The sequence below is a fragment of the Shinella sp. HZN7 genome (assembly GCF_001652565.1).
Lineage (GTDB): Bacteria > Pseudomonadota > Alphaproteobacteria > Rhizobiales > Rhizobiaceae > Shinella > Shinella granuli.
Genome location: NZ_CP015746.1, coordinates 40,453 through 67,220, shown reverse-complemented (window position 1 = coordinate 67,220; position 26,768 = coordinate 40,453). Strand labels below are relative to the sequence as shown.

22 protein-coding genes and 3 pseudogenes are annotated in these 26,768 nt (G+C 60.1%); 17 read left to right on the top strand and 8 right to left on the bottom strand.

The window, feature by feature from the left end:
- The first annotated feature begins 5 nt into the window (after window positions 1-5).
- The 8 genes and pseudogenes from shn_RS33795 (at window position 6) to shn_RS33765 (ending at window position 8,294) form a co-directional block, all read left to right on the top strand.
- A pseudogene (locus tag shn_RS33795) lies at window positions 6-1,153 on the top strand (FAD-dependent oxidoreductase).
- A gap of 580 nt (window positions 1,154-1,733) precedes the next feature.
- The gene (locus shn_RS33790) at window positions 1,734-3,149 is read left to right on the top strand and encodes an amidase (RefSeq protein WP_064334795.1); all 1,416 of its coding nucleotides are present in this window, start codon (window positions 1,734-1,736) and stop codon (window positions 3,147-3,149) included.
- 258 nt (window positions 3,150-3,407) lie between these two features.
- The gene (locus shn_RS33785) at window positions 3,408-4,139 is read left to right on the top strand and encodes a LuxR family transcriptional regulator (protein WP_064334794.1); all 732 of its coding nucleotides are present in this window, start codon (window positions 3,408-3,410) and stop codon (window positions 4,137-4,139) included.
- A gap of 191 nt (window positions 4,140-4,330) precedes the next feature.
- Window positions 4,331-4,702: a transposase gene (locus shn_RS37720; RefSeq protein WP_371328652.1), complete on the top strand. Its 372-nt coding sequence runs from the start codon at window positions 4,331-4,333 to the stop codon at window positions 4,700-4,702.
- Window positions 4,699-5,049, top strand: a complete 351-nt coding sequence (gene tnpB, locus shn_RS33780; protein ID WP_064334793.1) for an IS66 family insertion sequence element accessory protein TnpB — start codon at window positions 4,699-4,701, stop codon at window positions 5,047-5,049. The genes shn_RS37720 and tnpB overlap by 4 nt, the downstream gene beginning before the upstream one ends.
- 59 nt (window positions 5,050-5,108) lie before the next feature.
- On the top strand, window positions 5,109-6,746 hold the full coding sequence (locus shn_RS33775; RefSeq protein WP_064334792.1) for an IS66 family transposase: 1,638 nt from the start codon (window positions 5,109-5,111) through the stop codon (window positions 6,744-6,746).
- The gene (locus tag shn_RS33770; RefSeq protein WP_064334838.1) at window positions 6,746-7,045 is read left to right on the top strand and encodes a hypothetical protein; all 300 of its coding nucleotides are present in this window, start codon (window positions 6,746-6,748) and stop codon (window positions 7,043-7,045) included. The genes shn_RS33775 and shn_RS33770 overlap by 1 nt, the downstream gene beginning before the upstream one ends.
- Before the next feature lie 151 nt (window positions 7,046-7,196).
- Window positions 7,197-8,294 (top strand): class I SAM-dependent methyltransferase, encoded by a 1,098-nt coding sequence (locus shn_RS33765; protein ID WP_245337560.1) that lies wholly within the window; start codon window positions 7,197-7,199, stop codon window positions 8,292-8,294.
- Here the strand turns inward: shn_RS33765 and istB are convergent, their stop codons facing one another.
- The 4 genes and pseudogenes from istB to shn_RS35590 form a co-directional block, all read right to left on the bottom strand.
- Window positions 8,295-9,089 carry an IS21-like element helper ATPase IstB gene (istB, locus tag shn_RS33760; protein ID WP_064328778.1) on the bottom strand — a complete coding sequence of 265 codons (795 nt, stop codon included), beginning with the start codon at window positions 9,087-9,089 and terminating at the stop codon, window positions 8,295-8,297.
- The gene (istA, locus tag shn_RS33755; protein WP_145925847.1) at window positions 9,079-10,611 is read right to left on the bottom strand and encodes an IS21 family transposase; all 1,533 of its coding nucleotides are present in this window, start codon (window positions 10,609-10,611) and stop codon (window positions 9,079-9,081) included. Before istA ends, istB begins: the two co-directional genes overlap by 11 nt.
- Window positions 10,612-10,683: 72 nt before the next feature.
- Entirely contained in the window at window positions 10,684-11,250 is a 567-nt protein-coding gene (locus tag shn_RS33750; RefSeq protein ID WP_064334791.1) for a transglutaminase-like cysteine peptidase, read from the bottom strand.
- 390 nt (window positions 11,251-11,640) lie between these two features.
- Window positions 11,641-12,602: pseudogene (locus tag shn_RS35590) on the bottom strand (DUF1403 family protein).
- Window positions 12,603-12,726: 124 nt separating this feature from the next.
- On the opposite strand from shn_RS35590, the pseudogene shn_RS33740 reads away from it, so the two are divergent.
- A pseudogene (locus shn_RS33740) lies at window positions 12,727-13,856 on the top strand (tyrosine-type recombinase/integrase).
- 109 nt (window positions 13,857-13,965) lie between these two features.
- Here shn_RS33740 and serA read toward each other — a convergent pair.
- From serA to repA, 4 genes are all read right to left on the bottom strand, one after another.
- Entirely contained in the window at window positions 13,966-15,204 is a 1,239-nt protein-coding gene (gene serA, locus shn_RS33735; protein ID WP_064334790.1) for a phosphoglycerate dehydrogenase, read from the bottom strand.
- A 647-nt stretch (window positions 15,205-15,851) separates the two neighbouring features.
- Window positions 15,852-17,069: a plasmid replication protein RepC gene (repC, locus tag shn_RS33730; protein WP_064334789.1), complete on the bottom strand. Its 1,218-nt coding sequence runs from the start codon at window positions 17,067-17,069 to the stop codon at window positions 15,852-15,854.
- Between the two features lie 171 nt (window positions 17,070-17,240).
- Entirely contained in the window at window positions 17,241-18,227 is a 987-nt protein-coding gene (gene repB, locus shn_RS33725) for a plasmid partitioning protein RepB (protein WP_064334788.1), read from the bottom strand.
- A 78-nt stretch (window positions 18,228-18,305) separates the two neighbouring features.
- A complete protein-coding gene (gene repA / locus shn_RS33720; RefSeq protein WP_256388555.1) occupies window positions 18,306-19,487 on the bottom strand; it encodes a plasmid partitioning protein RepA in 1,182 nt (393 codons plus the stop codon).
- Window positions 19,488-19,881: 394 nt separating this feature from the next.
- Between repA and traI the strand changes: the two genes are divergently transcribed.
- The 8 genes from traI to trbL are packed head-to-tail and all read left to right on the top strand — an operon-like array spanning window position 19,882 to window position 26,768.
- Window positions 19,882-20,508: an acyl-homoserine-lactone synthase TraI gene (gene traI / locus shn_RS33715; RefSeq protein ID WP_064334786.1), complete on the top strand. Its 627-nt coding sequence runs from the start codon at window positions 19,882-19,884 to the stop codon at window positions 20,506-20,508.
- A 3-nt stretch (window positions 20,509-20,511) separates the two neighbouring features.
- Entirely contained in the window at window positions 20,512-21,483 is a 972-nt protein-coding gene (trbB, locus tag shn_RS33710; RefSeq protein WP_064334785.1) for a P-type conjugative transfer ATPase TrbB, read from the top strand.
- Window positions 21,473-21,859 carry a TrbC/VirB2 family protein gene (locus tag shn_RS33705; protein WP_064334784.1) on the top strand — a complete coding sequence of 129 codons (387 nt, stop codon included), beginning with the start codon at window positions 21,473-21,475 and terminating at the stop codon, window positions 21,857-21,859. The genes trbB and shn_RS33705 overlap by 11 nt, the downstream gene beginning before the upstream one ends.
- Window positions 21,852-22,151: a conjugal transfer protein TrbD gene (locus shn_RS33700; RefSeq protein ID WP_064334783.1), complete on the top strand. Its 300-nt coding sequence runs from the start codon at window positions 21,852-21,854 to the stop codon at window positions 22,149-22,151. Before shn_RS33705 ends, shn_RS33700 begins: the two co-directional genes overlap by 8 nt.
- A 10-nt stretch (window positions 22,152-22,161) precedes the next feature.
- A complete protein-coding gene (locus shn_RS33695; protein WP_064334782.1) occupies window positions 22,162-24,615 on the top strand; it encodes a conjugal transfer protein TrbE in 2,454 nt (817 codons plus the stop codon).
- Window positions 24,587-25,390 (top strand): P-type conjugative transfer protein TrbJ, encoded by an 804-nt coding sequence (trbJ, locus tag shn_RS33690; RefSeq protein ID WP_064334781.1) that lies wholly within the window; start codon window positions 24,587-24,589, stop codon window positions 25,388-25,390. Before shn_RS33695 ends, trbJ begins: the two co-directional genes overlap by 29 nt.
- Window positions 25,387-25,593 carry an entry exclusion protein TrbK gene (gene trbK / locus shn_RS33685; protein ID WP_064334780.1) on the top strand — a complete coding sequence of 69 codons (207 nt, stop codon included), beginning with the start codon at window positions 25,387-25,389 and terminating at the stop codon, window positions 25,591-25,593. The genes trbJ and trbK overlap by 4 nt, the downstream gene beginning before the upstream one ends.
- Window positions 25,587-26,768 (top strand): P-type conjugative transfer protein TrbL, encoded by a 1,182-nt coding sequence (gene trbL / locus shn_RS33680; protein WP_064334779.1) that lies wholly within the window; start codon window positions 25,587-25,589, stop codon window positions 26,766-26,768. Before trbK ends, trbL begins: the two co-directional genes overlap by 7 nt.

Genomic DNA, 26,768 nt, shown 5'->3' with positions numbered 1-26,768 from the left:
GTCTCATGCTGGGGCTGCTTCTGGCGCGCGCCGGCGTTCCCGTGACGGTGATCGAAAAGCATGACGATTTCCTCCGGGATTTCCGTGGCGACACCATCCATCCCTCGACCCTCGAGGTCATGGCCGAACTCGGGCTGCTCGACGAATTCCTTGCCCTGCCGCATCAGCAGGCCCCCGCCCTCTACGCCGAGATCGACGGCCGGACGGCAAAGATCGCCGATTTCTCCCGGCTGCCGACCCGCTGCAAGTTCATTGCCTTCATGCCGCAGTGGGATTTTCTCGACTTCCTCGCCCGCAAGGCCGCCGCCTATCCCGGCTTTTGCCTTCTCATGGGTTGCCAGGTCATGGGCCTCGTGGAAGAGCACGGTGCGGTGCAGGGTGTCCGGATCATCGAGAAGGGGAACGAGAAGACGATCCGCGCGTCGTTGACCGTCGGTGCCGATGGACGGGAATCGATCGTCCGGCGCGAGGCCGGCCTTGAGATCGAGGACCTCGGCTCGAATGTCGATGTGCTGTGGATGCGGGTTTCCCGCCGGCCGGACGATCCGGCGATGCCGACGGGCCATGCCGGCCCTTCCCAAGGGCTCGTCATGATCGACCGCGGCGACTACTGGCAGATCGGCTTCGTCATCGGCAAGGGACGCTCCGAAGACGTGAAAGGCGACGGGCTTTCGGAACTGCGGAAACGGCTGGCGGCTGTTGCGCCCCTCCCCTCGAACGGTTCGAGGAGATCGCCGGCTGGCCGGACGTTCACCTGCTGCGGGTTCGCATGGACCGCGCGAGGCGCTGGTGGAAGCCGGGCCTGCTCTGCATCGGCGATGCCGCCCACGCGATGTCGCCGATCGGCGGCGTCGGGGTCAACCTCGCGGTGCAGGACGCCGTCGCCGCCGCAAACATCCTTGCCGGGCCGCTGAAGGACGGGACGTGCTCCTCTGGGCATCTTGCCGCGGTTCAGAAGCGTCGCGCATTCCCGACGAAGGCGACGCAGAAGGTCCAGCTGATGATGCGTCGCAAGCGCGGTCCCGCGGCCGACGCGTCCCAGCCAAAACGGCCGCCGGCCTTCCTGCGGTTCATCGCACGCTCCCGGGTCCTGCCGCATCTGACGGGACGGCTGATCGGGATCGGGTTTCGTCCCGAACATATTCGCAGCTGAGCGCAATCAACGATCATCGACTCCGATGGCATCGGCTAGATTGAATTTCGGCGTCGACCGCCCGTCCCGAGGTCTCTTAGGCCGCGCACACTTCTCCCAGATTGGTCGGGTTCATCGATGCACGAGAGCGCGTCGAGAGCACACAAGTTTTGCACGAAACGCGCGTCAGGGTGTCTTGTCCCACAGTGTTCATCATCAAAGCTTGGCGCGACTAGCGTCCAATGAGAAGCCGGCTAGAACAACTCCATCGGGTTCCAGACCGCCAGGACGCCGATCACACTGAACACCACTGAGATGCCCACCAACGCGAAAAGTACGGCAAAAATAAATCTTCTCAGCACAACACCCAAGAACCGAATTGCGATTATGGTAGGCTTGGCGATCAAGCCAACAAGCTTCATTATCTACTCTAAGGATGGCGGCGTGACCACCTCCGCCTTCACATGGCGAACCTGTTTTCTCACCCAGATATCGGCTGGCACTCCCATATCTCCCCGCTCGAACGTGAGTTCACCTAGTCAAGATGACCCGGCATATCTTTCCGTCTATCCACGGAGAACAGAGGACTCAAGCTTCCAAAATGACAAGCGACCCAGCAGAACTGACAGCTGCGGAGTTATCGAGACAGATCTCGTCGGGAGAGCTGTCATCCGCAGAGGCTGTAGATGCGTTTCTTTCTCGGATCGCATCGCTGGATGGAAAGTTGCACGCGTTCGTAGATGTTTATGGAGATGAGGCGCGAAAGGTAGCTGCTTCTGCTGATCGCGCCATTCGTCAGGGGCGTGCGATAGGCCCATGGCACGGCGTGCCTATCGCGTTAAAGGATTTAATCGAGATCGAAGGAAGGATCACAACGGGAGGTTCTGCTGAGTGGCGGAACAGACGTTCAGACCGAACGGCGACCATTGCACGCCGCCTTCTAAACAGAGGCATGATCTTCCTTGGCAAGACCCAAACGGTGGAGTTTGCAATGGGTGGCTGGGGCACAAACCAGCACATGGGTACGCCTTGGAATCCTTGGGATCAAGCGACAGCAAGAACGCCGGGGGGATCGAGTAGCGGTTCCGGTGTCGCGGTTGCGGCGCGTATGTCGCCTTGGGCGATTGGAACCGACACGGGCGGCTCGGTCAGGCTTCCAGCGGCATTCTGTGGCATCACGGGTTTGAAGGTGACGTCTGGGCGCATCAGCTCGTATGGAGTTATGCCGCTGAGCCCGACGCTCGACACAGCGGGACCAATGGCCCGGACTGCTGAGGACACCGCCCTGCTGTACTCCCTTCTCGAGGGGATCGACCCGCTTGATCGTGCAACGTGGGGCACCCCTAGAAGCGATGTGCTGGCTGGCCTCAAGGGAGGGGTTGAGGGTCTTCGGCTTGCCCGCATAGATCGAGATGAAAGAGAGGGCGTCGACGAAGAGGTTCTCGCTGCATACGATGCATCGTTGGAGTGCCTTGCGAAGCTTGGCGCCGATATCATCGACCTACCGTTGCCATTCCGATTCAACGCCTGCTTTTCCCCTCAAGCTGCAATCACAAAAGCCGAGGCATATGCGTTGTTCGGTCATCTTGCAAATGACCCAACCACAGCGCTCGGTGACCTTGTTCGTGAACGAATCCTGTCGGGGCGAAATCTCTCTGCCCAGGACTATCTCGTGGCAATGTGTCAACGAGAAAAACTGGGGCAGGAAATGCAAGCAGCGATGATTGACGTGGACGCGCTTTTGACGCCGACGACCGAGACGCCGGCACGCACACTTCACGACCTTGACGAATCCTACGCAGCGTCACGGTTCACCAAGTTTGTGAATACGTTCGATATGTGCGCGTTAGCAGTTCCGAACGGATACACCCGTAATGGACTTCCGACATCGCTACAAATCGTCTGCAAGAGCTTTGCCGAAGATCTGGCCCTCAGAATCGGCCATGCATTCCAGTTGGTGACGGGTTGGCACCATAAGGCGCCCATGGTCGACACAGTTCGGGCGCGATCTACCTAGGACAAAGGGAACGCTGCTCGTCTCGACGGCGCCAGCAGCACTGACATCTCTCGCGGGATCTTGGCCCCAGGTGGGCTCGCCGCGGCGAAAAGCCACACGCCCGTTTCCGCACGGCCGGGCGCTGCTGGATCACTTGGACTGATCACTCAACTCATCTTTTTGGCAGTTTCAGGAACATGAGACCGCCGGTAAGAAGAAGGCTTGATCGTATTCAGGCGGCCCAGGCGCGGCTAGGACGAAGAGGAGTGCGCATTTCGAATGGATGATCGCTCGTACCTATCGCTCACGCTCGGAGAGCTACAGACCCTGTCGGAACCTGGCGAGCTATCCGGTGCACTCCATGCGGTCAGAACTCGCTATGGTTTGTCGCACATGACATTCCTTGTCGTCCGGAGAGGCGCTGGCCCGTCGGCGGCTCCCTACTACTGCAGCACCTATCCAGAGGAATGGATCGCGACCTATTTCGCCAACGACTACCTTGCAATAGATCCTGTTATCGATATTGCGCGCTGGGGACTGCTCCCGGTGGACTGGTCGACGCTCGACCAAAGAGCCTCACGGGTCCGCCGGCTGTTCGACGAAGCTCGGGCCTATGGGATAGGCCCGAACGGCCTCACCGTCCCGATCCGTGGCGCAAACGGAGAGCGCTGCCTGTTTTCGGTTACTTCCGACTGGTCAGGTAGCGACTGGTTGGCCCTCTGCGCTGCAAACCTCCACGACCTGCATATTCTCTCCCACTACCTCCACGAGAAAGTGCTCACCCTCTCGGGGCTGCGCCGCCCCGTTCTTGTCCGAGAATTATCGAGGAGAGAACGCCAATGTCTCCAACTTCTTGCGTCCGGCAAGATCTATAAACAGATTGCCGTCATCCTGGGCATCTCGGAGAGTGCGGTTCACCTCTATATGCGGTCGGCCAGGCGGAAGCTAGGCGCCACGACTAGCTACCATGCCGTGGCCAAGGCGAGCTACTTGGAACTGGTCGACGTCTAGGCACATCGCAGCGTTTTAGGCCAATCATCACCTTGACGATCTTCTCGTCACTCTCTGGCAATCTGGCGATTTCGATAGATTGCGCCCCCCTCCTCGTATCCCTCCGCCGAAGGCCGTCTGCCCTGACTTGCTGATTGGCGTTAAGTCCATGGCTTATGTCATGCGCTACAATCATTTCCCCGATTGAGGTTTTGTCCGCCGATGATCTTGGCCGCCGGCGGGATTGGTCGGACGAGGAGAAGGTCCGGATCGTCGAGGAGAGCCTGCAAGGTTTTCGGCAGGGCTCGGTGACGGCACGGCGATATGGACTGTCGCGGTCATTGTTGACCCGCTGGCGTCGGGAATACCGTAGTGGCCTTCTGAGCGGTTCCGCTCCAACGGGCTTCGTGCCACTTTCGATTTCGCCGCCAGCGGCGGCATCTTGCGAGGTAGCCCCACCTCTCCGATCTGAGGACAACAAGACGATCGAGATCGCGCTGCCGAACGGGCGACGGGTGACGATTCCGGCCTCGCTTGATCCGACGATCCTCGCGCGCCTGCTGCCGGTTCTGGACACGCCATGATCGCCTTTCCGGCCGGGGTGAAGGTGTGGATCGCGGGCGGCGTGACGGATATGCGTTGCGGTATGAACAGCCTGGCGCTGAAGGTTCAGCAAGGTCTTGGCCGCGATCCTCATGGCGGCGAAGTCTTCTGCTTCCGAGGTCGCAAGGGTGACCTGATCAAGGTCCTGTGGCATGACGGCGTCGGCATGTCGCTCTACATAAAGCGCCTTGAGGCGGGCAAGTTCATCTGGCCGGTCAGCGAGAATGGCTCCGCCGTTCCGGTCTCGGCGGCACAGTTGGGATATCTCCTGGAAGGGATCGATTGGCGCAATCCTCGCTGGACGCAACGGCCTGCGGCGGCAGGCTGATCGTAATCATTCCTCTGTTTTTGTTGGGCTTTCAGCATGTGACATGGTAGCTTTCGGCCATGGATGATGCTGCTTCGGAGATAGCCAGATTACGCGCCGCGCTTGTAGCATCGGAAGCGCGTGCCGCCTCCGCCGAGGCCGATCTCGCGCAGGTGCGCGCCGTTGTGACGACCTCCGAGGCGATGATCCGGCACCTCAAGCTTGAGATCGCCAAAATGCGCCGCGAGCAGTACGGCCAGAGTTCGGAACGGCGCGCCCGGCTGATCGACCAGATGGAATTGCAGCTCGAAGAACTCGAGGCCGACGCCACCGAGGACGAGATCGCCGCGGAACGCGTGGCAGCGAAGATCACAAATGTCTCCGCCTTCGAACGCCGCCGGCCAGCCCGTAAGCCGTTTCCCGAGCACTTGCCGCGCGAACGCGTGATCATCGAGGCTCCGGCGCACTGCGCCTGTTGCGGCTCGGCCCGGATCGTGAAGATGGGCGAAGACATCACTGAGACGTTGGAGGCGATTCCGCGCCAGTGGAAGGTGATCCAGACGGTGCGCGAGAAGTTCACCTGCCGGGACTGCGAGAAGATCAGCCAGCCACCGGCACCTTTCCATGCGACCCCGCGTGGATGGGCGGGACCGAACTTGCTGGCAACGATCCTGTTCGAGAAGTTTGGCCAGCATCAGCCCTTGAACCGCCAGGCTGAACGCTACGCCAGGGAAGGCGTCGATCTCAGCCTCTCCACGCTGGCCGATCAGGTCGGAGCCTGCGCGACGGTGCTACAGCCGATTCATGATCTGATCCGCGCCCATGTGCTGGCCGCCGGCCGGCTGCATGGCGACGACACAACCGTGCCGCTGCTGGCCAAAGGTGCAACGCGGCAGGCACGATTATGGACTTATGTGCGCGATGACCGCCCCTTCGCCGGCGGTGCCCCTCCCGCGGCGCTCTTCCACTTCTCTCCCGATCGCGAGAAAATCCATCCCAACACGCATCTCGCTGGGTGGCATGGCACACTGCAAGCCGATGCCTATGGTGGCTACAACGACCTTTATCGTGCGGACCGAGGCCCTGCACCGGTAATCAGTGCGCTCTGCTGGAGTCATGCGCGCCGCAAGTTCTTCGAGCTGGCCGACATCGCCGGCAACGTGCGCAAGGGCAAACCCGCTCATGAGATATCGCCGGTCGCACTCGAGGCCGTGGCCCGCATCGACGCTCTCTTCGATATCGAACGCGACATAAACGGATTGCCTGTCGAGGACCGGCTCGCAGCACGCCAACAACATGCTCGTCCGCTCGTCGAGGAACTGCACGACTGGCTGATGGCGCAGCGCACCCAGATGTCCAAGCACAATCCCGTCGCCAAGGCGATCAACTACATGTTCGAGAAGGAGGGGCGCTGGGAAGCCTTCACCCGGTTCCTCGATGACGGCAGGCTTTGCCTTTCGAACAATGCGGCCGAGCGCGCTCTGCGTGGGATCGCTCTGGGAAGAAAGGCATGGCTGTTCGCCGGTTCCCAGCGTGGGGGCGAGCGCGCTGCCTTCATGTATTCCCTGATCGTCACGGCAAAGATGAACGATATCGATCCGCAGGCTTGGTTGGCGGATGTCCTCGCCCGCATGCCCAACCTTCCCGTGTCACGACTGCCGGAACTGTTGCCGTGGAACTGGACCGCCGCCGGCAGCGCACGGCAGATGGCGGCCTGATGGCGCGACCGACCCATGTCTACACGATCGAATACGTCGCCATGCTGATCGGCGAGAACCTCGAACTCGTCCAGGAAATTGCCAGCAACTCAGACAACATCGACTACGGCGAGATGATCCATGCCTATGACGGCAGCGAAGAGGGCATCACGACCTTCACCGACCGGGGCATCGAAAGTCTAAAGGAATTCCTCGCCGATATCCGCACCTGGGATGGCGGTGTCCGACAGTTCCTTGTGGACGAGCAATGCGATTCTGCAAGGATCGAACGCATCATGGCAGACGAGCCGAAATCATAAACCCCGCGGCCTTCGCCGGATGGATACCCCTCCTCTCGCCCCGAAGATTGTCGTTCCGCAACAGCATCGACCCTCGTGTAGCGAGCGGGCAAAGGCGGTTCAACTCTCGCCTGGTTGGTTCGCGTCGGCGGTCGATCAATGGGAGGCGATGATGACGGTGGATCCGGAAACAATAGAGCGCTGGCGAAACGCCCCGCGGCTGACGTCCTTCGCCCCCTTCTTCGAAAGAACGGCCAGTGGTCGAGGTGGGGCGCCGGATCTTGCACAGCCACAGCCTGACTTGAGCCTGATGGATTTCGATCTCGACTGCGCTGTCTTTGCGGACACGCATACGCGCTTGTTCGGAATTTTCGACCAGCACTATTACGCCAGCATTCCTTACCGGCTCGAAGAAGAATGCCGTCTCGGGGCGGCTGTCCTTTCGTTCGCACTGCAGAACTGGGCTCGAGCCATGATGCCCACGACGATCTATACGCTCGGCACTGGCACAGGTTGCCTTGCACGAAGCCTTGCGGCGCTTGGCGGAGGGCGCATCAAGACGCTCTGTTGCAGTCCAACGCCCGCCAACCGCGAAGCTTTTCTCGCGAGACGGGGAAGCGAGCACGCACATTTCTTTCTCGGGCCGTTTTTCGAACTCGATGACGATCGCTACGCGAGCGATTCAGATCTCTCCCCCTTCCGGGACGGCTTTGATGTCTTGTTCGAAGATACAACCTTTCAGATGTACGATCAGGATCGCGTAAAGCAGCTCGAGTTCGTCGTCCCTCATATCCGGCAGGGCGGCGTCCTGGTGCAAGTGCAGAAACTCGCCCATGAAGATGATGCCGTATACGCTGAGCGGGAGCGCCAAAAGGATGAGCTGTTCAAGGCCCGATATTTTTCGCAGGAGCATATCTCCGAAAAGAAGGCCGAGATTCTGAACACCATGACGGCCTGTCAGGTGGACCTCTCGACCACGACTGCGGCGCTCAGGGCGTTCTTCCGCTATTCCGTGGTGACCTGGAACAGCGGCAATTTCTACATGATCGCTTCCTCCAACTCGCGGGCCTCGTTGTTGGAACTCATCTCGCTGATGCTGAAACCGGCTATGCCGCCTGCGTTCTGCTACGAGCCTCTTCCTCTCGTTGTGATCGACACGGAATCCGATCCGCTCGGCCCGGAACTCTCTTGGCGTAGTTGTTGGTTTCCACGCAGAACTGAGCCGGTTTTTCCACCGAGAAGTGAGCCACCTCTGAGTATGGTTTTCTGATCAGGGTTTGGTCAAGGGATTGGCCTTTTCTCCTCTCTTCTGTGCTGCTGCGGCCGAGCTGGCCTTGAAGCGGAAGCTGTCGTTACCGGTTTCCAGGATGTGGCAACGGTGGGTCAGGCGATCGAGCAAAGCTGTCGTCATCTTGGCGTCGCCGAAGACGGTTGCCCATTCGCTGAAGCTGAGGTTGGTGGTGATGACGACGCTGGTGCGCTCATAGAGCTTGCTCAACAGGTGGAAGAGCAGCGCTCCGCCGGAAGCACTGAACGGAAGGTATCCTAGTTCATCGAGGATCAGCAGATCGAGACGGACCAGCGTCTCGGCGATCTGACCTGCCTTGCCCTTTGCCTTCTCCTGCTCGAGCGCATTGACCAATTCGATGGTCGAGAAGAAGCGGACCTTCCGGCGGTGATGCTCGATCGCCTGGACCCCAAGGGCAGTCGCGACATGTGTTTTTCCTGTGCCCGGCCCACCGACGAGCACGATATTCTGCGCCCCGTCCATGAACTCGCATCGGTGCAGTTGGCGCACCGTCGCTTCGTTGATTTCGCTGGCGGCGAAGTCGAACCCGGAGATGTCCTTATAGGCTGGGAAGCGAGCAGCCTTCATGTGATAGGCAATCGAGCGAACCTCACGTTCGGCCATCTCGGCTTTCAGCAACTGGGACAGGATCGGCACGGCCGCATCAAAAGCTGGAGCCCCTTGCTCAATCAGGTCTGTGACGGCTTGGGCCATGCCATACATCTTCAGGCTCCGCAGCATGATGACGACGGCGGCACTTGCGGGATCATGACGCATGGCGACCTCCCACGATCCGGACACGCAAGCCATCGTAGCGTTCGACGTTGGCCTTGGGTTCACGCAACAAGGTCAGCGCCTGTGGCGTGTCGATGTCGGGGCCGTCAGTCGTCTTCCCATCGATCAGACGATGCAGCAGGTTCAGCACATGCGTCTTGGTCGCGACGCCTTGATCCAGAGCCAGCTCCACAGCCCTGACGACGACCTGTTCGTCGTGATGAAGCACCAGAGCAAGGATATCGGCCATCTCACGATCGCCGCCCAGGCGACGCAGCATCTGGTCCTGCAACTGTCGAAAGGCCAGCGGCAATTCCAGGAAAGGCGCACCATTGCGCAAGGCACCGGGCTTGCGCTGAATGACGGCAAGGTAGTGTCGCCAGTCGTAAATCGTCCGCGGCGGTTTGTCGTGGCTGCGCTCAATCACCCTCGGATGTTCGCATAGGACATTACCCTCGGCCGCAACGACCAGTCGCTCGGGATAGATTCGCAAGCTGACAGGCCGGTTCGCAAACGATGCAGGCACGCTATAGCGGTTCCGCTCGAAGGTGATCAGGCATGTCGGAGAGACACGTTTGCCCTGCTCGACGAAGCCGTCAAACGCAGCGGGGAGCGCCATCAATGCTGGCTGTTCCGCGGACCAGACGTCCGCGATCGTGCCGGGCAAGGTGCCGTGTGCTGTGTCGCGCCACAGGTCCTGGCAATGCTGTTCCAGCCAGGCATTCAATGCCGCCAGATCAGGAAAGTCCGGCATCTGTTGCCACAGTCGCGGCCGGGCATCCTGGACATTCTTCTCGACCTGGCCCTTCTCCCAGCCCGCGGCAGGATTGCAAAACTCAGGCGCAAAGACGTAGTGGTTCGTCATCGCGAGGAAACGGATATTGACCTGTCGCTCCTTGCCACGACCGACGCGATCGACCGCGGTTTTCATGTTATCGTAAATGCCGCGAGCAGGGACGCCGCCGAACACACGGAAGCCGTGCCAATGGGCGTCAAACAGCATCTCGTGCGTCTGCAGCAGATACGCCCTGACCAAAAACGCGCGACTGTGCGATAGCTTGATATGCGCGACCTGCAGCTTTGTGCGCTCGCCGCCAATGACGGCATAGTCCTCACTCCAATCGAATTGGAATGCTTCGCCTGGGCGGAAAGACAGCGGAACAAATATGCCGCGGCCCGTCGTCTGCTGCTCACGTTGTCGTTCCGCTCGCCAATCACGGGCGAAGGCGGCAACCCGACCATAGGAGCCGGTAAAGCCGAGAGCCACCAGGTCGGCATGAACCTGCTTCAGTGTTCGTCGCTGTTTGCGCGACTTCCCGGCCTCGGTCTTCAGCCAGGCCGCCAGCTTGTCGGCAAACGGATCAAGCTTGCTCGGTCGTTCCGGTACGGTGAATGTTGGTTCGATTGTACCAGCGTTCAGATACTTCGCGATCGTGTTCCGCGACAGCCCTGTTCGCCGGCTGATCTCGCGGATCGACTGCTTCTCACGCAGCGCCATCCGACGAATGATATTTAAAAGTCCCATGTGGATCACTCCGTTGCCCCCGTCGCTCTCCGCGTTGGGGGAAGGTTCACATGGCTCAATTCTCAATGGAAATTATGCGCCTAACCGGCTCAGTTCTGCGTGGAAACCAACAGACTGACGCTTCAGATATCGGTACTCGGTGTCCGACCAGAGCAGGATCTTGTTGCGCATATTGTCGAGCACGAAATCGCCGCGATCGGTACGAAGGGTCAGCACCGCGTGGCCCTGTCCGCTCGGCTGAACAACGACGGTGATCAGCAAGTTGGAAGGCGAGATCCCGGCCTCGATAAGCTTCTTACGCTTAATCAGAACGTAATCCTCGCAGTCGGCGGCACTTTGCGGGTAGGTCCAGAGTTCTTCAACGCCGTAGATTTCCATGTCCGTCAGTGGCAGATAATCCACGTTCGCGTTATAGTTCACGTTGACGATAGTCTTCCAGTTTTCCTGTGTTAGAGCCATCGGGCCCTTGTCCTCGCCGTTGGGCTGGCATTCTTCGGTATATTTCTTGCAGAATGTATAGTGGCCGATCGGCTGGCTAGTCTTGCCAGCGAGTTCCATCGCCGCGGGAAGGGCCATGGCCTGTGCGGCGACCATGGAGAAAAGAAATGCGAGTGCACTGACCTTGATTGTTTTTGTCATTGTTCTGTCCTCGTTCAATAATGGGACAATGACATTGATACTTTGATCTTGCGCAAAAATTAGAAGAATAATTTAGTTTAAATCAAGGTAGAACATGCACTAAATGAAAATAAAACATCAATCAAATTTAATCAGTATTTGAATTACTTTTGATTCAAATTTTAGGAAAATTCTCGATGTGCTAGACGAAGCCAGCTGACATTTATATAACTGAATTTAAAAAGCTTTTTCCAAATCGGACAACATCGCTATTTCCCAGAAGACAGAGCCCTTGCTCCAAAGGAAGGCAACCCGTCAGCGCATAGGTGGATACCTCACGCTCGGCAGATTTGATGGTCGCTGTGAACGTGAGGCTCCACAGCCAACGATGGACCCCGAATTTTCAATACCTCATCGGCCATGTGCCACATTGAAACGCGATACGTCCGTCGCAAGGTGGTCGCCTAGTTTGCGCCAGGACGTGGTCCGCGGCCCAGCCGGTCGAACAGCCGGGGTCGCCGCCCAGCGCGAGAGATTGCTGCCAGGCGCCGAGGCGGCGACGGCGTCCTGATCGAGAAGCGCTTGGATGACGGCGCCGGCGCCCCTCGTGCGAACCTTTGACGCCGCGGTGCGCAGCGTCCCGGCCCGCCGAGCAATCTCGCCGGCGGTGCGCAGGGCCGATCCTATCCCTTCAACGAGGGCAAGGCAGACGGCCCGGGCAAAGGCAGCTTCCCCCGGACGGACACGCCCCCTGCCCCCAAGCGTCTTGAAGGCCGGCCCATAGCGCTCGGCCATCAGCAGCGGCATGGCACAATCCCATTTCAGCTGCGCCGCGATCAGCAGATCGGCCAGCATCCAGCCGAGCGGTTCGGCATCCGGCCGCACGGCATGTAGGGCCGTGACCGAGTCCGCCGCGGCAAGAGGCGCCGGGCGGCCCGATTGCAGCGCATCGTCGGCATGGTCGACCACCGCGGTGAGCCGATCGTCCCAGGCAAGCCCCAATAGATCGGCAAGCTCGGCCACCGCTTTCGAGGAAAAGGCGGGTTTTCGGGTGGAAAGCCTTTTGGTGGCCAAAAACACCTTTCCGGCCGGGCCGGGATCGTCGCCGGCGGTCGTCAACAAACGGCGTCGCGCAAGGCGGACTCGTCCTCGCTGCGCCCCATCAGCCGGACCGCGACGGCAGCACATTTGAGGGCCTGGCGCGCGCGCCAGCAGCCGGCCCAGACGGGTTCGGAGCGAATGAGATCATCCAGCGATTTCAAGGCGATGCCGGCGGAGAAAGCGGCGGCAAGTTCGTCCGGCTCGCGGCCGCGCGGCAGGGTCCAGCTAGGCAAGGCAGCCGTGAACGTCGGGGCGGAAACGGGCGAATCCATGACCGGCATCCTAGGCCAATTGTGCGGATTATACCAGACTTTTGCGCATTAACCGCACGGCTTGTCTTGCGCACAAAATGATGGATAACGTTGCCTTATCGTTCATTTTGCTCATTATAGAGAAATGTCCCAAATCATCGACGAAAACAGCGAAATTCACTCTCCGGAAAGCTCTGCTCCGCCGCACAGCACGCCGGCGGCCGACGGCATTTCCACCGCCGTCGCCGCAACACCCACCTCCCCTCTTCCGGCGAGCGCCGGCCTGCCGGCCCAGCTGCAGGATCTCACCGACCGCGCCCGCGGCTACGTCGAGGCCGCCAGCTCCGCCAACACGCGCAAAGCCTATGCGTCCGACTGGAAGCATTTTACCGCCTGGTGCCGGCGGCAGAGCCTGTCGCCTCTCCCCCGGAATCGCAGGTCGTCGGGCTCTACATCACGGCCTGTGCTTCCGGGACGGCTGAGCGTGGGATGAAAGCGAACACAGTCTCGACTATTGAGCGGCGCCTTGCCGCCATCGGCTGGAACTATGCCCAGCGCGGCGCGCAAAAACTCGATCGCAAGGATCGCGCTATCGCCACCGTCATGGCCGGCATTCGCAACAAACACGCCACCCCGCCGCGCCAGAAAGAAGCGATCCTGCCGGAAGACCTGATCGCCATGCTCGAGACACTCGAGAGGAGAACCCTGCGTGGCATGCGCGATCGGGCGATGCTGCTCCTCGGCTTTGCCGGCGGCCTGCGCCGTTCGGAAATCACCGGACTCGACCTTGGGCGCGACCAGACGGACGACGGGCGCGGTTGGGTCGAAATCTTCGACAAAGGCGCGCTGCTGACGTTGCGTGGCAAGACAGGCTGGCGCGAAGTCGAGATCGGCCGCGGCTCTTCCGACGCGACCTGCCCCGTCGCCGCTTTAGAGGCCTGGGTAAAATTCGCGAGGCTCGCGAAAGGCCCCCTCTTCCGCCGCGTAACCGGGAAAGGCAAGGATGTCGGGCCGGACCGTCTGAACGACCAGGAGGTGGCACGCCTCGTCAAGAAAACCGCGCTGGCTGCTGGCGTGCGCGGCGATCTCTCCGAGGCTGAGCGCGGCCAGATGTTTGCCGGCCATTCGCTGCGCGCCGGCCTCGCCTCCTCGGCGGAGGTCGACGAGCGCCACGTGCAAAAACAGCTCGGCCATGCCTCGGCAGAAATGACCCGCCGCTACCAGCGCCGGCGCGACCGGTTCCGCGTCAACCTCACCAAGGCCGCGGGGCTCTGACAAGCCCTTTCCCTCCTCGGCGTGAAACTGTTAGGTCAAGTTTTGTCGTCGTTTTTTCACTTAGCGGCTCAATTGAAATCGGGACGCAAAAACCACAATCGGTCAGCTGTCAGTAGACCAATCGCGCTCGTATCGTTCCGGGAATTTCGCGTAAGGCCTGTAGGATGTCGTCGGCCTTTGCACAAATTCCTTCCGCCTCGATCACCACGTAGCCCGTGTCGCCATGGGTCTGAAGGAACTCAGCGACGATGTTCAGCCCCCGTGACGAGAAGATTTCGTTGAGCTGGATGAGCATGCCGGGGCGGTTTTCATGCACGTGAATGAAACGCGTGCCGTTCGGGCGCTCGGGCAGTTGTACCTGCGGAAAGTTGACGGCGCCCATCGTTGAGCCGATGTCGGAGTATTCGACCAGCTTCCTCGAAACCTCCCCGCCAATACGCTCTTGGGCTTCCTCAGTGGAGCCGCCGATATGCGGCGTCAGAATGACATTGCTCAAGCCTTGCAACGGCGTCTCGAAACGCTCGTTGTTCGATGCCGGCTCCTTAGGGAACACGTCCACGGCGGCACCCGCGAGATGGCCGTCTTTCAGGACTTTCGTAAGCGCATCGAGGTCAACCACCGTGCCGCGAGAATTGTTGATGAAGATGGCGCCCTTCTTCATACGGCGCAGTTCCGTTTCAGTGATCATATTATGCGTCGAGGGCGTTTCGGGAACGTGCATCGTCACATAGTCAGAGATTTCGAGAAGGTCGCCCAGCGAAGCCATCGACTCCGAGTTGCCGCGACGAAGCCGATCGGATAGATCGAAGTAGCGCACGACCATGCCCATGCTTTCGGCAAGCGCGCTGAGCTGCGATCCGATATTGCCGTAACCGACAATGCCGAGCGTTTTGCCGCGGACCTCCCGGCTGCCGACAGCGGACTTCTCCCACCCTCCTTGATGCGCGGAAGCCGAGCGCGGAAAAATCTGCCGGGTCAGCATAATAATCTCGCCGATCACAAGCTCGGCCACCGATCGCGTGTTCGAATACGGTGCATTGAACACCGGGATGCCGCGCCGCCGCGCTGCATCCAGATCGACCTGGTTCGTACCGACGGAAAAACAGCCAATCGCGATCAACTTCTTCGCGGATTCGAGGATCTCGTCCGTCAGCTGAGTGCGGGAGCGAATGCCGATGATGTGGGCGTCGGCGATGTGGCTCTTAAGATCCTTGTCGTCGAGCGCCTTCGGCAAGTGAATGAGATTGGTGTAGCCGGAGGAAGAAAAGTAGTCCACGGCGGTCTGGCTAATGCCTTCCAGCAGAAGCACGGAAATTCGGTCGCGTGGAAGTGAAAGTTCGCGGGTCATAAATGTTGCTCCGATTTCCGAAAGACCGATGTGGCATCGACGCTTATGAATTGTTTAAGCGCCCTGGCAGCCTAATATCAACACTTGGATACCGCGAACAGATCTCCGTCATCGCCCACATACTGAAAGCGATTGAACGGCAGAGCGCCTCCGCAGCGGACGCCGCTCGGCGAGACAAAATAGTCGCTCTCCTCCGTCAGGAACCTGCTCGGTAGCGCGGAAAAATGGTCTGTTCGAAACGCTACAGGGCCGTGACCGCAGGGTGAAACGCACACCAGCCAGTATGCTGAGAACAGAAAAGCCTGCCGCGGGAGGAGGTGCGGCAGGCTTTCCAAACTGTGATCGGCAACTGGGAGGAGGAGCGCCGCCGATCCGGTGCGAGCGATCAAGGGAGGAGAAGATCACTCGCTATATGAAGTTCGTGGGAGGAGGTACGAACGTCATGCAGACAATATGGTCCCGTCCGGCTTCGCCGAGAAGCCCGGATGGCTGCATGACAGCGTTGCAGGCCGCGTACGTCAATCGAAGTGCCCCACTGTCGGCCGGAACATAGTCGCTTGAATGCGTCCATCGCTCTCTTCGATCGCACATTCCTCAGAAGAGAAAGGCCGGGATACACTGGGCCACAGACCGTACCTTCCCACCCGCTATGCAGACCGTCGCTCGTCGCCGGCGCCGCTTCGCATTAGGGCCATGATCATCGGCCCGAGCGAGAATTCGCCCCGTTCGGCTCGTCTGGTGAGATCCCGTAGATAGCCACCGGGTGAATTGATGTGTCCTTCCCTTTCAAGGATGCAGGCAACCGCTGTCGCGGCGTTTTCCGCCCCCATCGTGTCGCACGCATCCTGATAGGCCGATGGGCTGATGCCGAGCATCGTTCTCACGACAACGGCGGCGCTCATTAGATCCCGCCAGCCGGAAATCGCTCCTCCTTGCGGCACATAGGCGGTGATTTCCGGGCAAGCACGCAGGATCATAGTCAACGGGAGCGATCCCATCGGCTTGACAATCCGTTTCGGTTCTTTCTCCAACGGCGCCCCCTGCTCTTTTCGAGAGCGAGGTTCAAGTTCACTAAGGGATTCGGGATTTGAATTCTGTATGTGGCATCCGATTTGGACAGCATTGCTATCCATTTTTTCTGCTTTTTGTTGCATATTCAGGATGTTGAGCACTTCATCGCGCAGAAGGCCCATTTCTACGAGGATCGCATCGACTTCAGTACGGCTTGGAGAGCGCGGAATCCGTCCGACAAGTGCGACAAACATAGCCTCAATCGTTTCCCAATCCCCATCCGCGCCCTCCTCGACCGCGGCCGTAATCAGCTTGCGAACATCCCTGCGGCAAATCGTAAGGGCTTCCTTCGCCCGCTTGAGCAACCGGCGTTCCTCTACGACCTGCTGGGCAAGAATCGCGAATTCCTCGACACGAGCCAGGAGTGGCGCGAGGCTGAAGCCATACGCTTGCTCGATCTCTCCGCCCTTCGCGCGGTGAGCGTACCGCTTACCGTTCGGACTATCGCGCCGGAAGATGATCCCTGCGTCGACAAGAACTGCCAGATGACGGCGCAACGTGGTGCCGGCAATGCCGTGGGCTCGATGGGAGAGCTGCTCGTTAGAGGGGAAGACCACCAGGCCGTGCTCCTCCGAAAGGTCGCTTTTGGGGTAGAAGCTCAAAAGCGCGTCCAGAACGGTGATCGCGCGATCCTGAAGGCCGAGTAGTCCGCGTGCCTCGCTCACGTCGCGGAACACCTTCCACTTGTCGATGGACTTGCCTGCCTTGATATCAGCCGCTTGAACCTGCCGATTCACGAGCGCAATCGACATCCGCCGCGGCCCAAAGGGCGCGGTTACATTTCCGACTTGCATTTTCCTTCACCTTTCAAAAGGCAAAAGACGTCCGCTCACCAAAACGGTGCCAAAATGTCCTCACCAGACTCTTGACGGGGATTCTCGGAAATGCGATTCTCTGGGTGCTAACTCGAGAAGGGCTTCCGGAATGTTTCGGGGGCCTTTTTCTTTTGCGGTTTCGAATCTCTCCTACGTTTCGCTACGCTCCTGGAACTCCCTGTAAAGACGCTCCAGATTGTCCGAAAGGTATGCTCCAAATCCGGAAGCATCCTTTGATTTCACGGCGATCGTAAACGACCGACCAGCATCTTTCGTAGCGACCTTCACCGCGTTTTCCGCCAATGCCCAGGTCCGCTCTGTCGGCCGGCTGGATGCCGGCTTCTTCTGCTTTTTTTTCGACAGTGCGTCCACGACTGCGGAGAATCGCTCTTCGATCGGCACATCGTCGAGCAGCCCTTCTCCAATCAAGGAAACAGCTTCGGCCGCCTTGGTAGGATGAAGAACGATCTTCTTGAGGTGTTCCCAGCGATCTCGGCCAATACCTCGTGCGGCGCCGATTGCCTCAAGAACTTCCCCAGGAATTTGTTCTGCTACAGCGAGCATGCGCGACAGAAGGGTGTCGTCGACCGTCAGGGCTGTTTTGATGTCTTCTTTTGAAATGCCTGCGGTCTGAAGCGTCTTCGCGAAAAGAGACTTCTCGATGAACGTCAGCCCGGCGCGTGCCGTGTTCTCTTGCCCTTGGGAGATAACGTAGTTGATCTCCTCCAACGGCTTAATTATCGCCCTTACGGTCGTCCCAAGTTCCTTCGCAACCTTCGTTCGACGGTGTCCAAAGACGATGATGTGTCGACCTTCGACTTCGGGGTTTGGCCTAACGAGAATTGGGGACGACTGGCCAGCCCTTTTGATCGCGTTCCGGAGCGCCTGATACTGCTCATCATCTTCGCCAATACGATCGCGAAACGGTGACGGATCAAGCGAGTCCGGATCGAGCTGGACGATGGATTCTCCCTCGAGGAAGCGGATCGAGTTCTCAGCCATCTCGTCGAGTGACTGCATCATAGACCGCGATGCACCGCGCCGCGCATATTCTGCTCGCGCTTCAGATGGTGCAGCGACCGATGCCTCTTCAGGGCGCATGCCGCCAATATTGGAGAGGAGATGCTTTCTAGCCATCGCTTTTCCTCAAATCTCTCATCATCTTGCTGTTTTTTATGTCTTTTTTTGCATTCTGCACGGCTGTCAAATCCAAGCCTACTTCCGCCCCCACGCCTGATGTACCAAAGAAGTGATCTCGCTATTCACCGCGTTCAACGACTCTATGGCGCGGTCATAGGTCGAACGAATGAACTGGTTCCGGTCCACCTCGTAGAGCGTCTGTTTCGTGATCCCGGCATCGGAAACCGCCGTAGACTTGAGCATTTGATTGCTGAGCATTCGTCGATTGAACATCGCTTGCATGAAGCCAACCATCTGGGCTTGAGGCCCATCAGTCGGCTCATACCGTGTGACGAGATATCTGAACCATTTAAGGCGCACCTTTGCCCCAGCGCTCTTGATGGACTGGAGTATCCCCCCAAGCATCAGCAAGAACTGGCTCATCGACATGATGTCCAACATCTGCGGATGCACTGTGATCAGAACCGACGTCGACGCAGTAAGCGCCGTCAGCGTGAGATAGCCGAGTTGCGGAGGGCAATCGATCACCACGACGTCGTACTTGTCGTCTACTTCTTTCAGCGCCTGACTAATGCGCGTGAAGAACATCCTGCCTTCAGGAGAATTCTTGTTCGATGCGGCTAACGGTGTTTCGTACTCGTATTCCTGCAGCTCAAGATTGGCCGGGACAATGTCCAGACCCGGAAAATTCGTGCTTTGGATAATCTCTGTGATCGAGCGGCGCTGCTTGTCGTAGCGGAGCGCCTCGAACAAGGACGGGTTCTTGTCCAACTCGGGCTGAATACCATGCAGAGCCGTGAGGGAAGCCTGGGGGTCGAGATCAATTGCAAGGACACGATGCCCCGTCAAAGCAAGGTATTGGGCCAGATGGGCAGTCGTCGTTGTCTTCCCACTACCCCCCTTGAAATTCACAACAGAGATGACCTGGAGACCCTCACCCTTGCGTCGATGGGGAACGTACTTCTTGAAGTCGCTGCGACCATACTTATCCAGAAACTGCCGAAGCTCGAGCATCTGCTCAGCTGTGTATGAACGCCGGCCCGATGAAGAGACTTGAGGCTGCGGCCCCTTTCCGTCAAGGTGCAACTTCTTGATATGGTTCTGGGTCACACCAAGGAACTCGGCGACCTCGGACAAAGAGAAAAGGCGGAGCCCCTTCTCGGCATTCGGTGGATACTGTTCGAGGCGCAGCATGTTGAGCTTGTCTGAGATGAGTTCCCCTTGTTCGAGAATCTCCTCATCAAAATCCAAGTCCAAGTCCGCTGCCAAGGTACGCTCAGTTTCCACTCGTGCCACCACTTTTTGAGAATAACGCTTTTCTCACCACGAATGCCGAGAAAGCGTGATTAGTATGGGCGATTCTCCAGTGGCCGCAAGGCGTTTTTGGTTAACGAAAGGTTAACGCCAAATGCCAGAAATTGTCGGCTAAATAAATTTCACAAGCGAATATAGTCACTTAAGGGACAACCACGCGACGGCACGCCGACGCGCTACTAACACTTTTGTTAGTAAAAATAGCTGAAAAAGGTGACCCAGCACCTGCCGATGCCCATCTCGGCACCAGAATCACCACTAACACTTCTGCGAGTAGATCTCCGCGCCGATTGGCAGCAAACCACCCTGCGTCTCAAACGCCAGGGAGATTTGTTCGATGCGAGTCACTGCTATTGCGAAGGCCCGAACCGCCTCAGAAATGAAGATCCTCGACGACATGCACCGTCTCAGGGCGCGCATTTTCCAGGGTCGCCTGTCCTGGAATGTCCGCTGCACCGACGGCCGCGAGTATGACGAGTTCGATGATCTGGCGCCGACCTACATCATCGCGCTCTCCAACCGCGATGCGGTCATAGGCTGCGCGCGTCTCCTGCCCGCGGTCGGAACGACGATGCTTGGTGCCGTCTTTCCGCAGCTTCTCAGGCGCGGCCAGCTCCCCGCTCATCCCCGGATGATCGAAAGTTCCCGGTTCTGCGTCGACACCGCATGCGAGGAGGGGAGGGCCGACGGTTCTCTGCATGGCGCGACGCTCACCATGTTCGCCGGCATCGTCGAGTGGTGCCTGACGAATGGCTACAACGAGATCGCGACCGCGACGGACGTGCGCTTCGAGCGCATCCTGAAACGTGCTGGCTGGCCGATGCAGCGTCTCGGCGATCCGAGCATGATCAACGAGACGCGCAGCGTCGCCGGGATCCTCCCCGCCGATGCCGCGAGCTTCAAGCGTTTGCGCCCTGCCGGTTATCACTCGGCGATCCCCACCCTCGGTAAGAAGGCGGCTTGAGCGATGACGTCCCATCACCACCACTCGCTTCCCCGCCTGATCTCCAAGCTGGAAAACGCGCTCGGCGACCATCTCTGCATCGCTCTCGATGATCCGAGTGTCGTCGAAATCATGCTCAACCCGGATGGAAAGCTCTTCATCGAGCGCCTCGGCCACGGCATCGCCGCCGCCGGCGAGATGACGCGCGCTGCCGCCGAGACGGTCATCGGGAGTGTTGCGCATGTCCTGAAATCGGAAGTGGACGAGGACAACCCTATTGTCTCGGGCGAGCTTCCCATCGGTGGGCACCGTTTCGAGGGGCTATTGCCGCCGGTGGTGGTGGGACCATCCTTCACCATCCGCCGGCGCGCATCGCAGCTCATCCCACTGGATGACTACATCCGGTCGAAGACCATGACGCCGATGCAGGCGTCGGTGATCCGGAATGCCGTCGAGTCGAAGCTCAACATCGTGGTGGCGGGCGGAACCGGCTCGGGCAAGACGACGCTGACGAACGCGATCCTTGCGGAGATCGTCGAGCATGCGCCCGAAGATCGGCTCGTCATTCTCGAAGACACGGCCGAGATTCAATGCGCGGCGGTGAACGCCGTGTGCCTGCACACCAGCGATACCGTCGATATGTCGCGTTTGCTGAAGAGCACAATGCGCCTCCGACCGGATCGCATCATCGTCGGCGAGGTGCGTGACGGCGCGGCGCTGACATTGCTGAAGGCGTGGAACACCGGACATCCGGGCGGCATCGCCACGATACACGCTAATTCGGCGCGTTCGGCGCTGCAACGCCTGGAGCAGCTCACGGCCGAAGCCAGCCAGCAGCCGATGCAAGCCGTCATCGGCGATGCGGTCGACCTCATCATCTTCATCGAGCGCGTCCCGAAAGGCAGGCGCGTGACGGAAATCCTTCATGTCAGCCGCTTCGCCGGCGGCCAATACCACACCGAACCATATGCAGAGGAAGAGCGCGATGCAGCGTAACCGGAACCCCTTTACCCTTGGCTGCTTCATCGCAATCGGCGCGATGGTGCTCGCTACGCCGGCACTTGCCGGCTCCGGCGGCGGTGGCCTGCCCTGGGAGGGACCGCTCGAACAGATTCAGGAATCGATCACTGGACCTGTCGCCGGCTATATCGCTCTCGCCGCGGTCGCCATCGCCGGAGGTATGCTGATCTTCGGCGGCGAGTTGAACGATTTCGCGCGGCGGCTGGTGTACGTCGTCCTCGTTGCCGGCCTTCTTCTCGGGGCGACACAGATCGTCGGCCTGTTCGGAGCGACCGGCGCCTCGATCGGACCAATCGAGGCTTGTTTGGACGTGAGCCCGGTTTCCGGAGGAGGGGAGGGGGCTCATGGCTGAGTCCTTTTCCGGCCTGCAGCGCAATCGCATTCATCGCGCCCTGTCCCGGCCGAACCTTCTGATGGGTGCGGACCGGGAGCTGGTGCTGATCACCGGGCTCGCGGCCGTCATCCTGATTTTCGTCGTCCTGACGGTCTATTCGGCGCTGTTCGGCATCGCCGTCTGGGTCGTCATCGTCGGAATCCTGCGCATGATGGCCAAGGCTGACCCGATGATGCGGAAGGTCTATATCCGCCATGTCTCCTACAGGCACACCTACAAGGCGACGACCTCGCCCTGGCGCCGGTACTAGGGAGGAGATGATGGTTGCTCTCCGCCGCTTCCGCGCCACCGGCCCATCCTTCGCGGATCTCGTTCCCTACGCCGGCCTAGTCGACAATGGGGTGCTCCTCCTGAAGGATGGCAGCCTCATGGCCGGCTGGTACTTTGCAGGTCCGGACGCCGAAAGCGCGACGGATCTCGAACGCAACGAGCTGTCGCGCCAGATCAACGCCATCCTGTCGCGGCTCGGCACGGGTTGGATGATCCAGGTCGAGGCCGTTCGCATCCCGACCGTCGACTACCCGTCACAGACCCGCTGCTTCTTCCCGGACCCAGTCACCCGCGCCATCGATGCAGAACGCCGCGCGCATTTCGAGCGGGAGCAAGGGCATTTCGAGAGCCGCCATGCACTCGTGCTGACTTATCGTCCGCTCGAATCGAAGAAGAGCGCGCTTAGCAAATACGTCTATTCGGATGAAGAGAGCCGCAAGAAATCCTATGCGGACACGGTCCTCTTCATCTTCAAGAACGCGATTCGGGAGATCGAGCAATATCTCGGCAACACTCTTTCGATCCGGCGCATGGAGACGCGCGAGACCGTCGAGCGGGGAGGGGAGCGCGTCGCGCGATATGACGAGTTGCTCCAGTTCGTGCGCTTCTGCATCACCGGCGAGAACCATCCGATCCGTCTACCGGATGTGCCGATGTATCTCGACTGGATCGCAACGGCCGAACTTCAACACGGCCTGACCCCGAAAGTCGAAAACACATTCCTCGGCGTCGTCGCGATCGACGGCCTGCCGGCCGAGAGCTGGCCGGGCATCCTCAACAGCCTTGACCTGATGCCGCTGACCTATCGCTGGTCGTCGCGTTTCATTTTCCTCGATGCAGAGGAGGCGCGCCAAAAGCTCGAGCGGACCAGGAAGAAGTGGCAGCAGAAGGTCCGTCCGTTCTTCGACCAGCTATTTCAGACGCAAAGCCGGTCAGTCGACCAGGATGCGCTGACCATGGTGGCCGAGACCGAGGACGCGATCGCACAGGCATCGTCCCAGCTGGTCGCCTATGGCTACTATACGCCGGTCGTGATCCTCTTCGATCATGACCGCGAAGCGCTTCAGGAGAAGGCCGAAGCGATCCGCCGTCTCGTGCAGGCCGAGGGCTTCGGCGCCCGCATCGAGGGCCTTAACGCCACCGACGCCTATCTCGGCAGCCTGCCGGGCAACTGGTTCTGCAATGTCCGCGAGCCGCTGATCAATACCAGCAATCTCGCGGACCTCGTCCCGCTCAACTCGGTCTGGTCCGGAAGCCCGGTGGCGCCTTGCCCGTTCTATCAGGAAGGCTCGCCGCCGTTGATGCAGGTTGCCAGCGGTTCCACACCGTTCCGCCTCAATCTCCATGTCGACGACGTCGGGCACACGCTGATCTTCGGCCCGACCGGCTCCGGCAAGTCAACCTTGCTCGCGCTGATCGCGGCGCAGTTCCGCCGCTACGAGCGCGCGCAAATCTTCGCGTTCGACAAGGGCAATTCACTCTATCCGCTGACGCTTGCCGCCGGGGGCGATCATTACGAGATCGGGGGCGACGCTGAGGAGGGGAGGGCGCTCGCGTTCTGCCCGCTCTCGGACCTCGCGACGGACGGAGACCGGGCCTGGGCAAGCGAGTGGATCGAAACGCTCGTCGCCCTGCAAGGCGTGACGATCACACCGGACCACCGCAATGCGATTTCGCGACAGATCGGGCTGATGGCCAATGCTCCCGGCCGCTCACTCTCCGACTTCGTGTCGGGCGTTCAGATGCGGGAGATCAAGGATGCTCTGCACCACTACACGGTGGACGGACCGATGGGGCAACTCCTCGATGCCGAGCGGGACGGGCTTACGCTCGGTGGGTTCCAGTGCTTCGAGATCGAGCAGCTCATGAATATGGGCGAACGCAGCCTGGTCCCGGTGCTGACTTATCTCTTCCGCCGCATCGAGAAGCGTCTCGATGGTGCGCCGAGCCTTATTGTTCTGGACGAAGCATGGCTGATGCTCGGCCATCCGGTCTTCCGGTCAAAGATCCGCGAATGGCTCAAGGTGCTGCGCAAGGCCAACTGCGCCGTGGTCCTGGCCACGCAGTCGATCTCGGACGCGGAGCGTTCCGGCATCATCGATGTGCTGAAGGAATCCTGCCCAACCAAGATCTGCTTGCCGAACGGCGCGGCGCGCGAGCCGGGCACGCGGGAATTCTACGAGCGGATCGGCTTCAACGAGCGGCAGATCGAAATCGTCTCCACCGCCATCCCGAAGCGCGAATACTACGTCGCCACCCCGGACGGCCGCAGGCTGTTCGATATGTCGCTCGGACCTGTCGCGCTGAGTTTCGTCGGCGCCTCCGGCAAGGATGACCTGAAGCGTATCCGCGCCCTGAAATCCGAGCATGGCCAGGAATGGCCGGCCCATTGGCTTCAATCGAGAGGAGTTTCCGATGCCATCGACGTCCCCAGCAAAACGTAAGCTCGCCCGCGCGCTCGTCGCCGCCGCAATCACCTTCGGCACAGCCACACCGGCGCTTTCCGGCGCGGCCACCGGCGAGGCGACGGAGTTGACCCAGCTCGCCAACAACGCGGAACTGATCAAGCTGCTGGAAAGCTCGGGCGTGCAGGTCGAGAACCAGCTGACGCAGATCAGCCAGCTCGCCGAGCAGATCCAGAACCAGTTGAAGATGTACGACAACATGCTGCAGAACACCGCGCAGCTTCCGGACCACATCTGGGGACAGGTGGAGCAGGATCTAGGACAGCTCCGCGATGTCGTCAGGCAGGGGGAGGGCATCGCCTTCTCGATGGGCAATGCCGACGACGTCCTCCAGCAGCGTTTCAAGAGCTATGCCGACCTGAAGGACAATCTCCCGAACAAGGAAAGCTTCGCCACGGCCTACCAGAACTGGTCCGACACGAACCGCGGCACCATCGCCGGCACGCTCAGTGCTGCCAGCCTGACCGCCGACCAGTTCGACAGCGAGGAAAGCACGATGAAGGAGCTGCGCGGCATGTCCGAGAGCGCCGACGGCCAGATGAAGGCCCTGCAGGTCGGCCATCAGATCGCGGCGCAGCAGGTCGATCAGATGCAGAAGCTGCGTGGCCTCGTTTCCCAGCAGATGACGATGATGGGCACCTGGCTTCAGACCGAGCAGTCCGACAAGGATCTCGCGCAGGTACGACGTGACCGGTTCTTCAACGCCGAGGTCAAGTCCATTCCAGAAGGTCAGAAGATGGAGCCGCGCTGGTGAACCGGTCCCTCGTCATATTCATCGGCTCTGTGGCGGCGGCCGCAGCTCTATCGGTCGCAGCTACGGTTCTCATCCTCAAGACCGGCGACACGAGCAAGCCAGCGATGTCGGAGGAGCAGCGGGCCGCACGCGAAAAATTCTTCGGTTCCGGCAAGGAATTGCCGCCGATCGAAAAAGGGCAGGAGATGCGTCCGCGATGGTGAAAGCCGATCTTGAGCGCACCGCCGTCATCACGGCCCTGTTGTGCTTCGCGCTTGCCGCGCCGGCCTTTGCACAACAGGGCCAGGTGCTGACCGAGCTGGAAAACCAGGTCTCATCGGCTGCAAAGGGGTGGGAGACCACGATCATGGATGCGGCGCGATCCCTGTTCTGGATCTTGGCCGGAATCGAGATTGGCATCGCCGCGGTGTGGCTCGCGATCCAGGCGGCGTCGCTCGACAGCTGGTTTGCCGAACTGGTCCGCCGCATCATGTTCATTGGCTTCTTCGCGTTCGTTCTCGATCAGGGACCGACGTTCGCGCGCGCTGTTGTGGACAGCCTTTTCCAGATTGGCTCCGGCGGTGGCTCGGCCTCGCCGGCGGAAGTGTTCGACGCCGGCATCCGGGTTGCATCGCAGATGTCGCAGCAGGCCCAATTCGGTGTCTTCGAAGACAATGCGCTCGCGATCGCCGCTGTGCTTGCCATGGGCATCGTCGTCATCTGCTTCTCGCTGGTGGCGGCGATCTTCGTCAGCGTCATGGTGGAAATGTATGTCGGCCTGCTCGCCGGCATGATCATGCTGGGTCTTGGCGGGTCATCGTTCACGAAGGACTTCGCCATTCGCTATCTCGTCTACGCCTTCGGGGTCGGGATGAAGCTGATGGCGCTCGTGATGATCTCGCGGATCGGCTCGGAGGTTCTCATCGGATTGGCGCAGGCGCCAACCGCCGAGAGCGATCAGTTCATCACGACGCTCGCGATCGCGGGCATTTCGGTCGTGGTGTTCATCATCGCAATGTACGTGCCGAACATCATGCAGGGCGTCGTGCAGGGCGCCTCGGTGACGGGAGGAATGGAAACCATCCGCCACGGAGGGCAGGCCGCGTCCTTCGCCGCCGGTGCAGGATTCCTCGCAGCCGGTGCGGCTGGCGCAGGCTTTGCGGCGGCCCAGGCCGCCCGCGCCGCAGGCTCGTCCATCGCCGGCGCAGCAGCTCGTGGCGTCGGCGCTGGTATCGGTTCGGGCGCGAAAGCTGCCGGCTCGGCCGCCAAGGAAAAGGCGATTGGTTCGCCTGGCGCCTATGCCGGCTCGATCCTCGGCCTTGCGAACGCCAAGCTCGACGAGAAACGTGGCGGCAGCAGCGGCACAAAACCGTTCCCCGAACGCAACGACAAACCATAA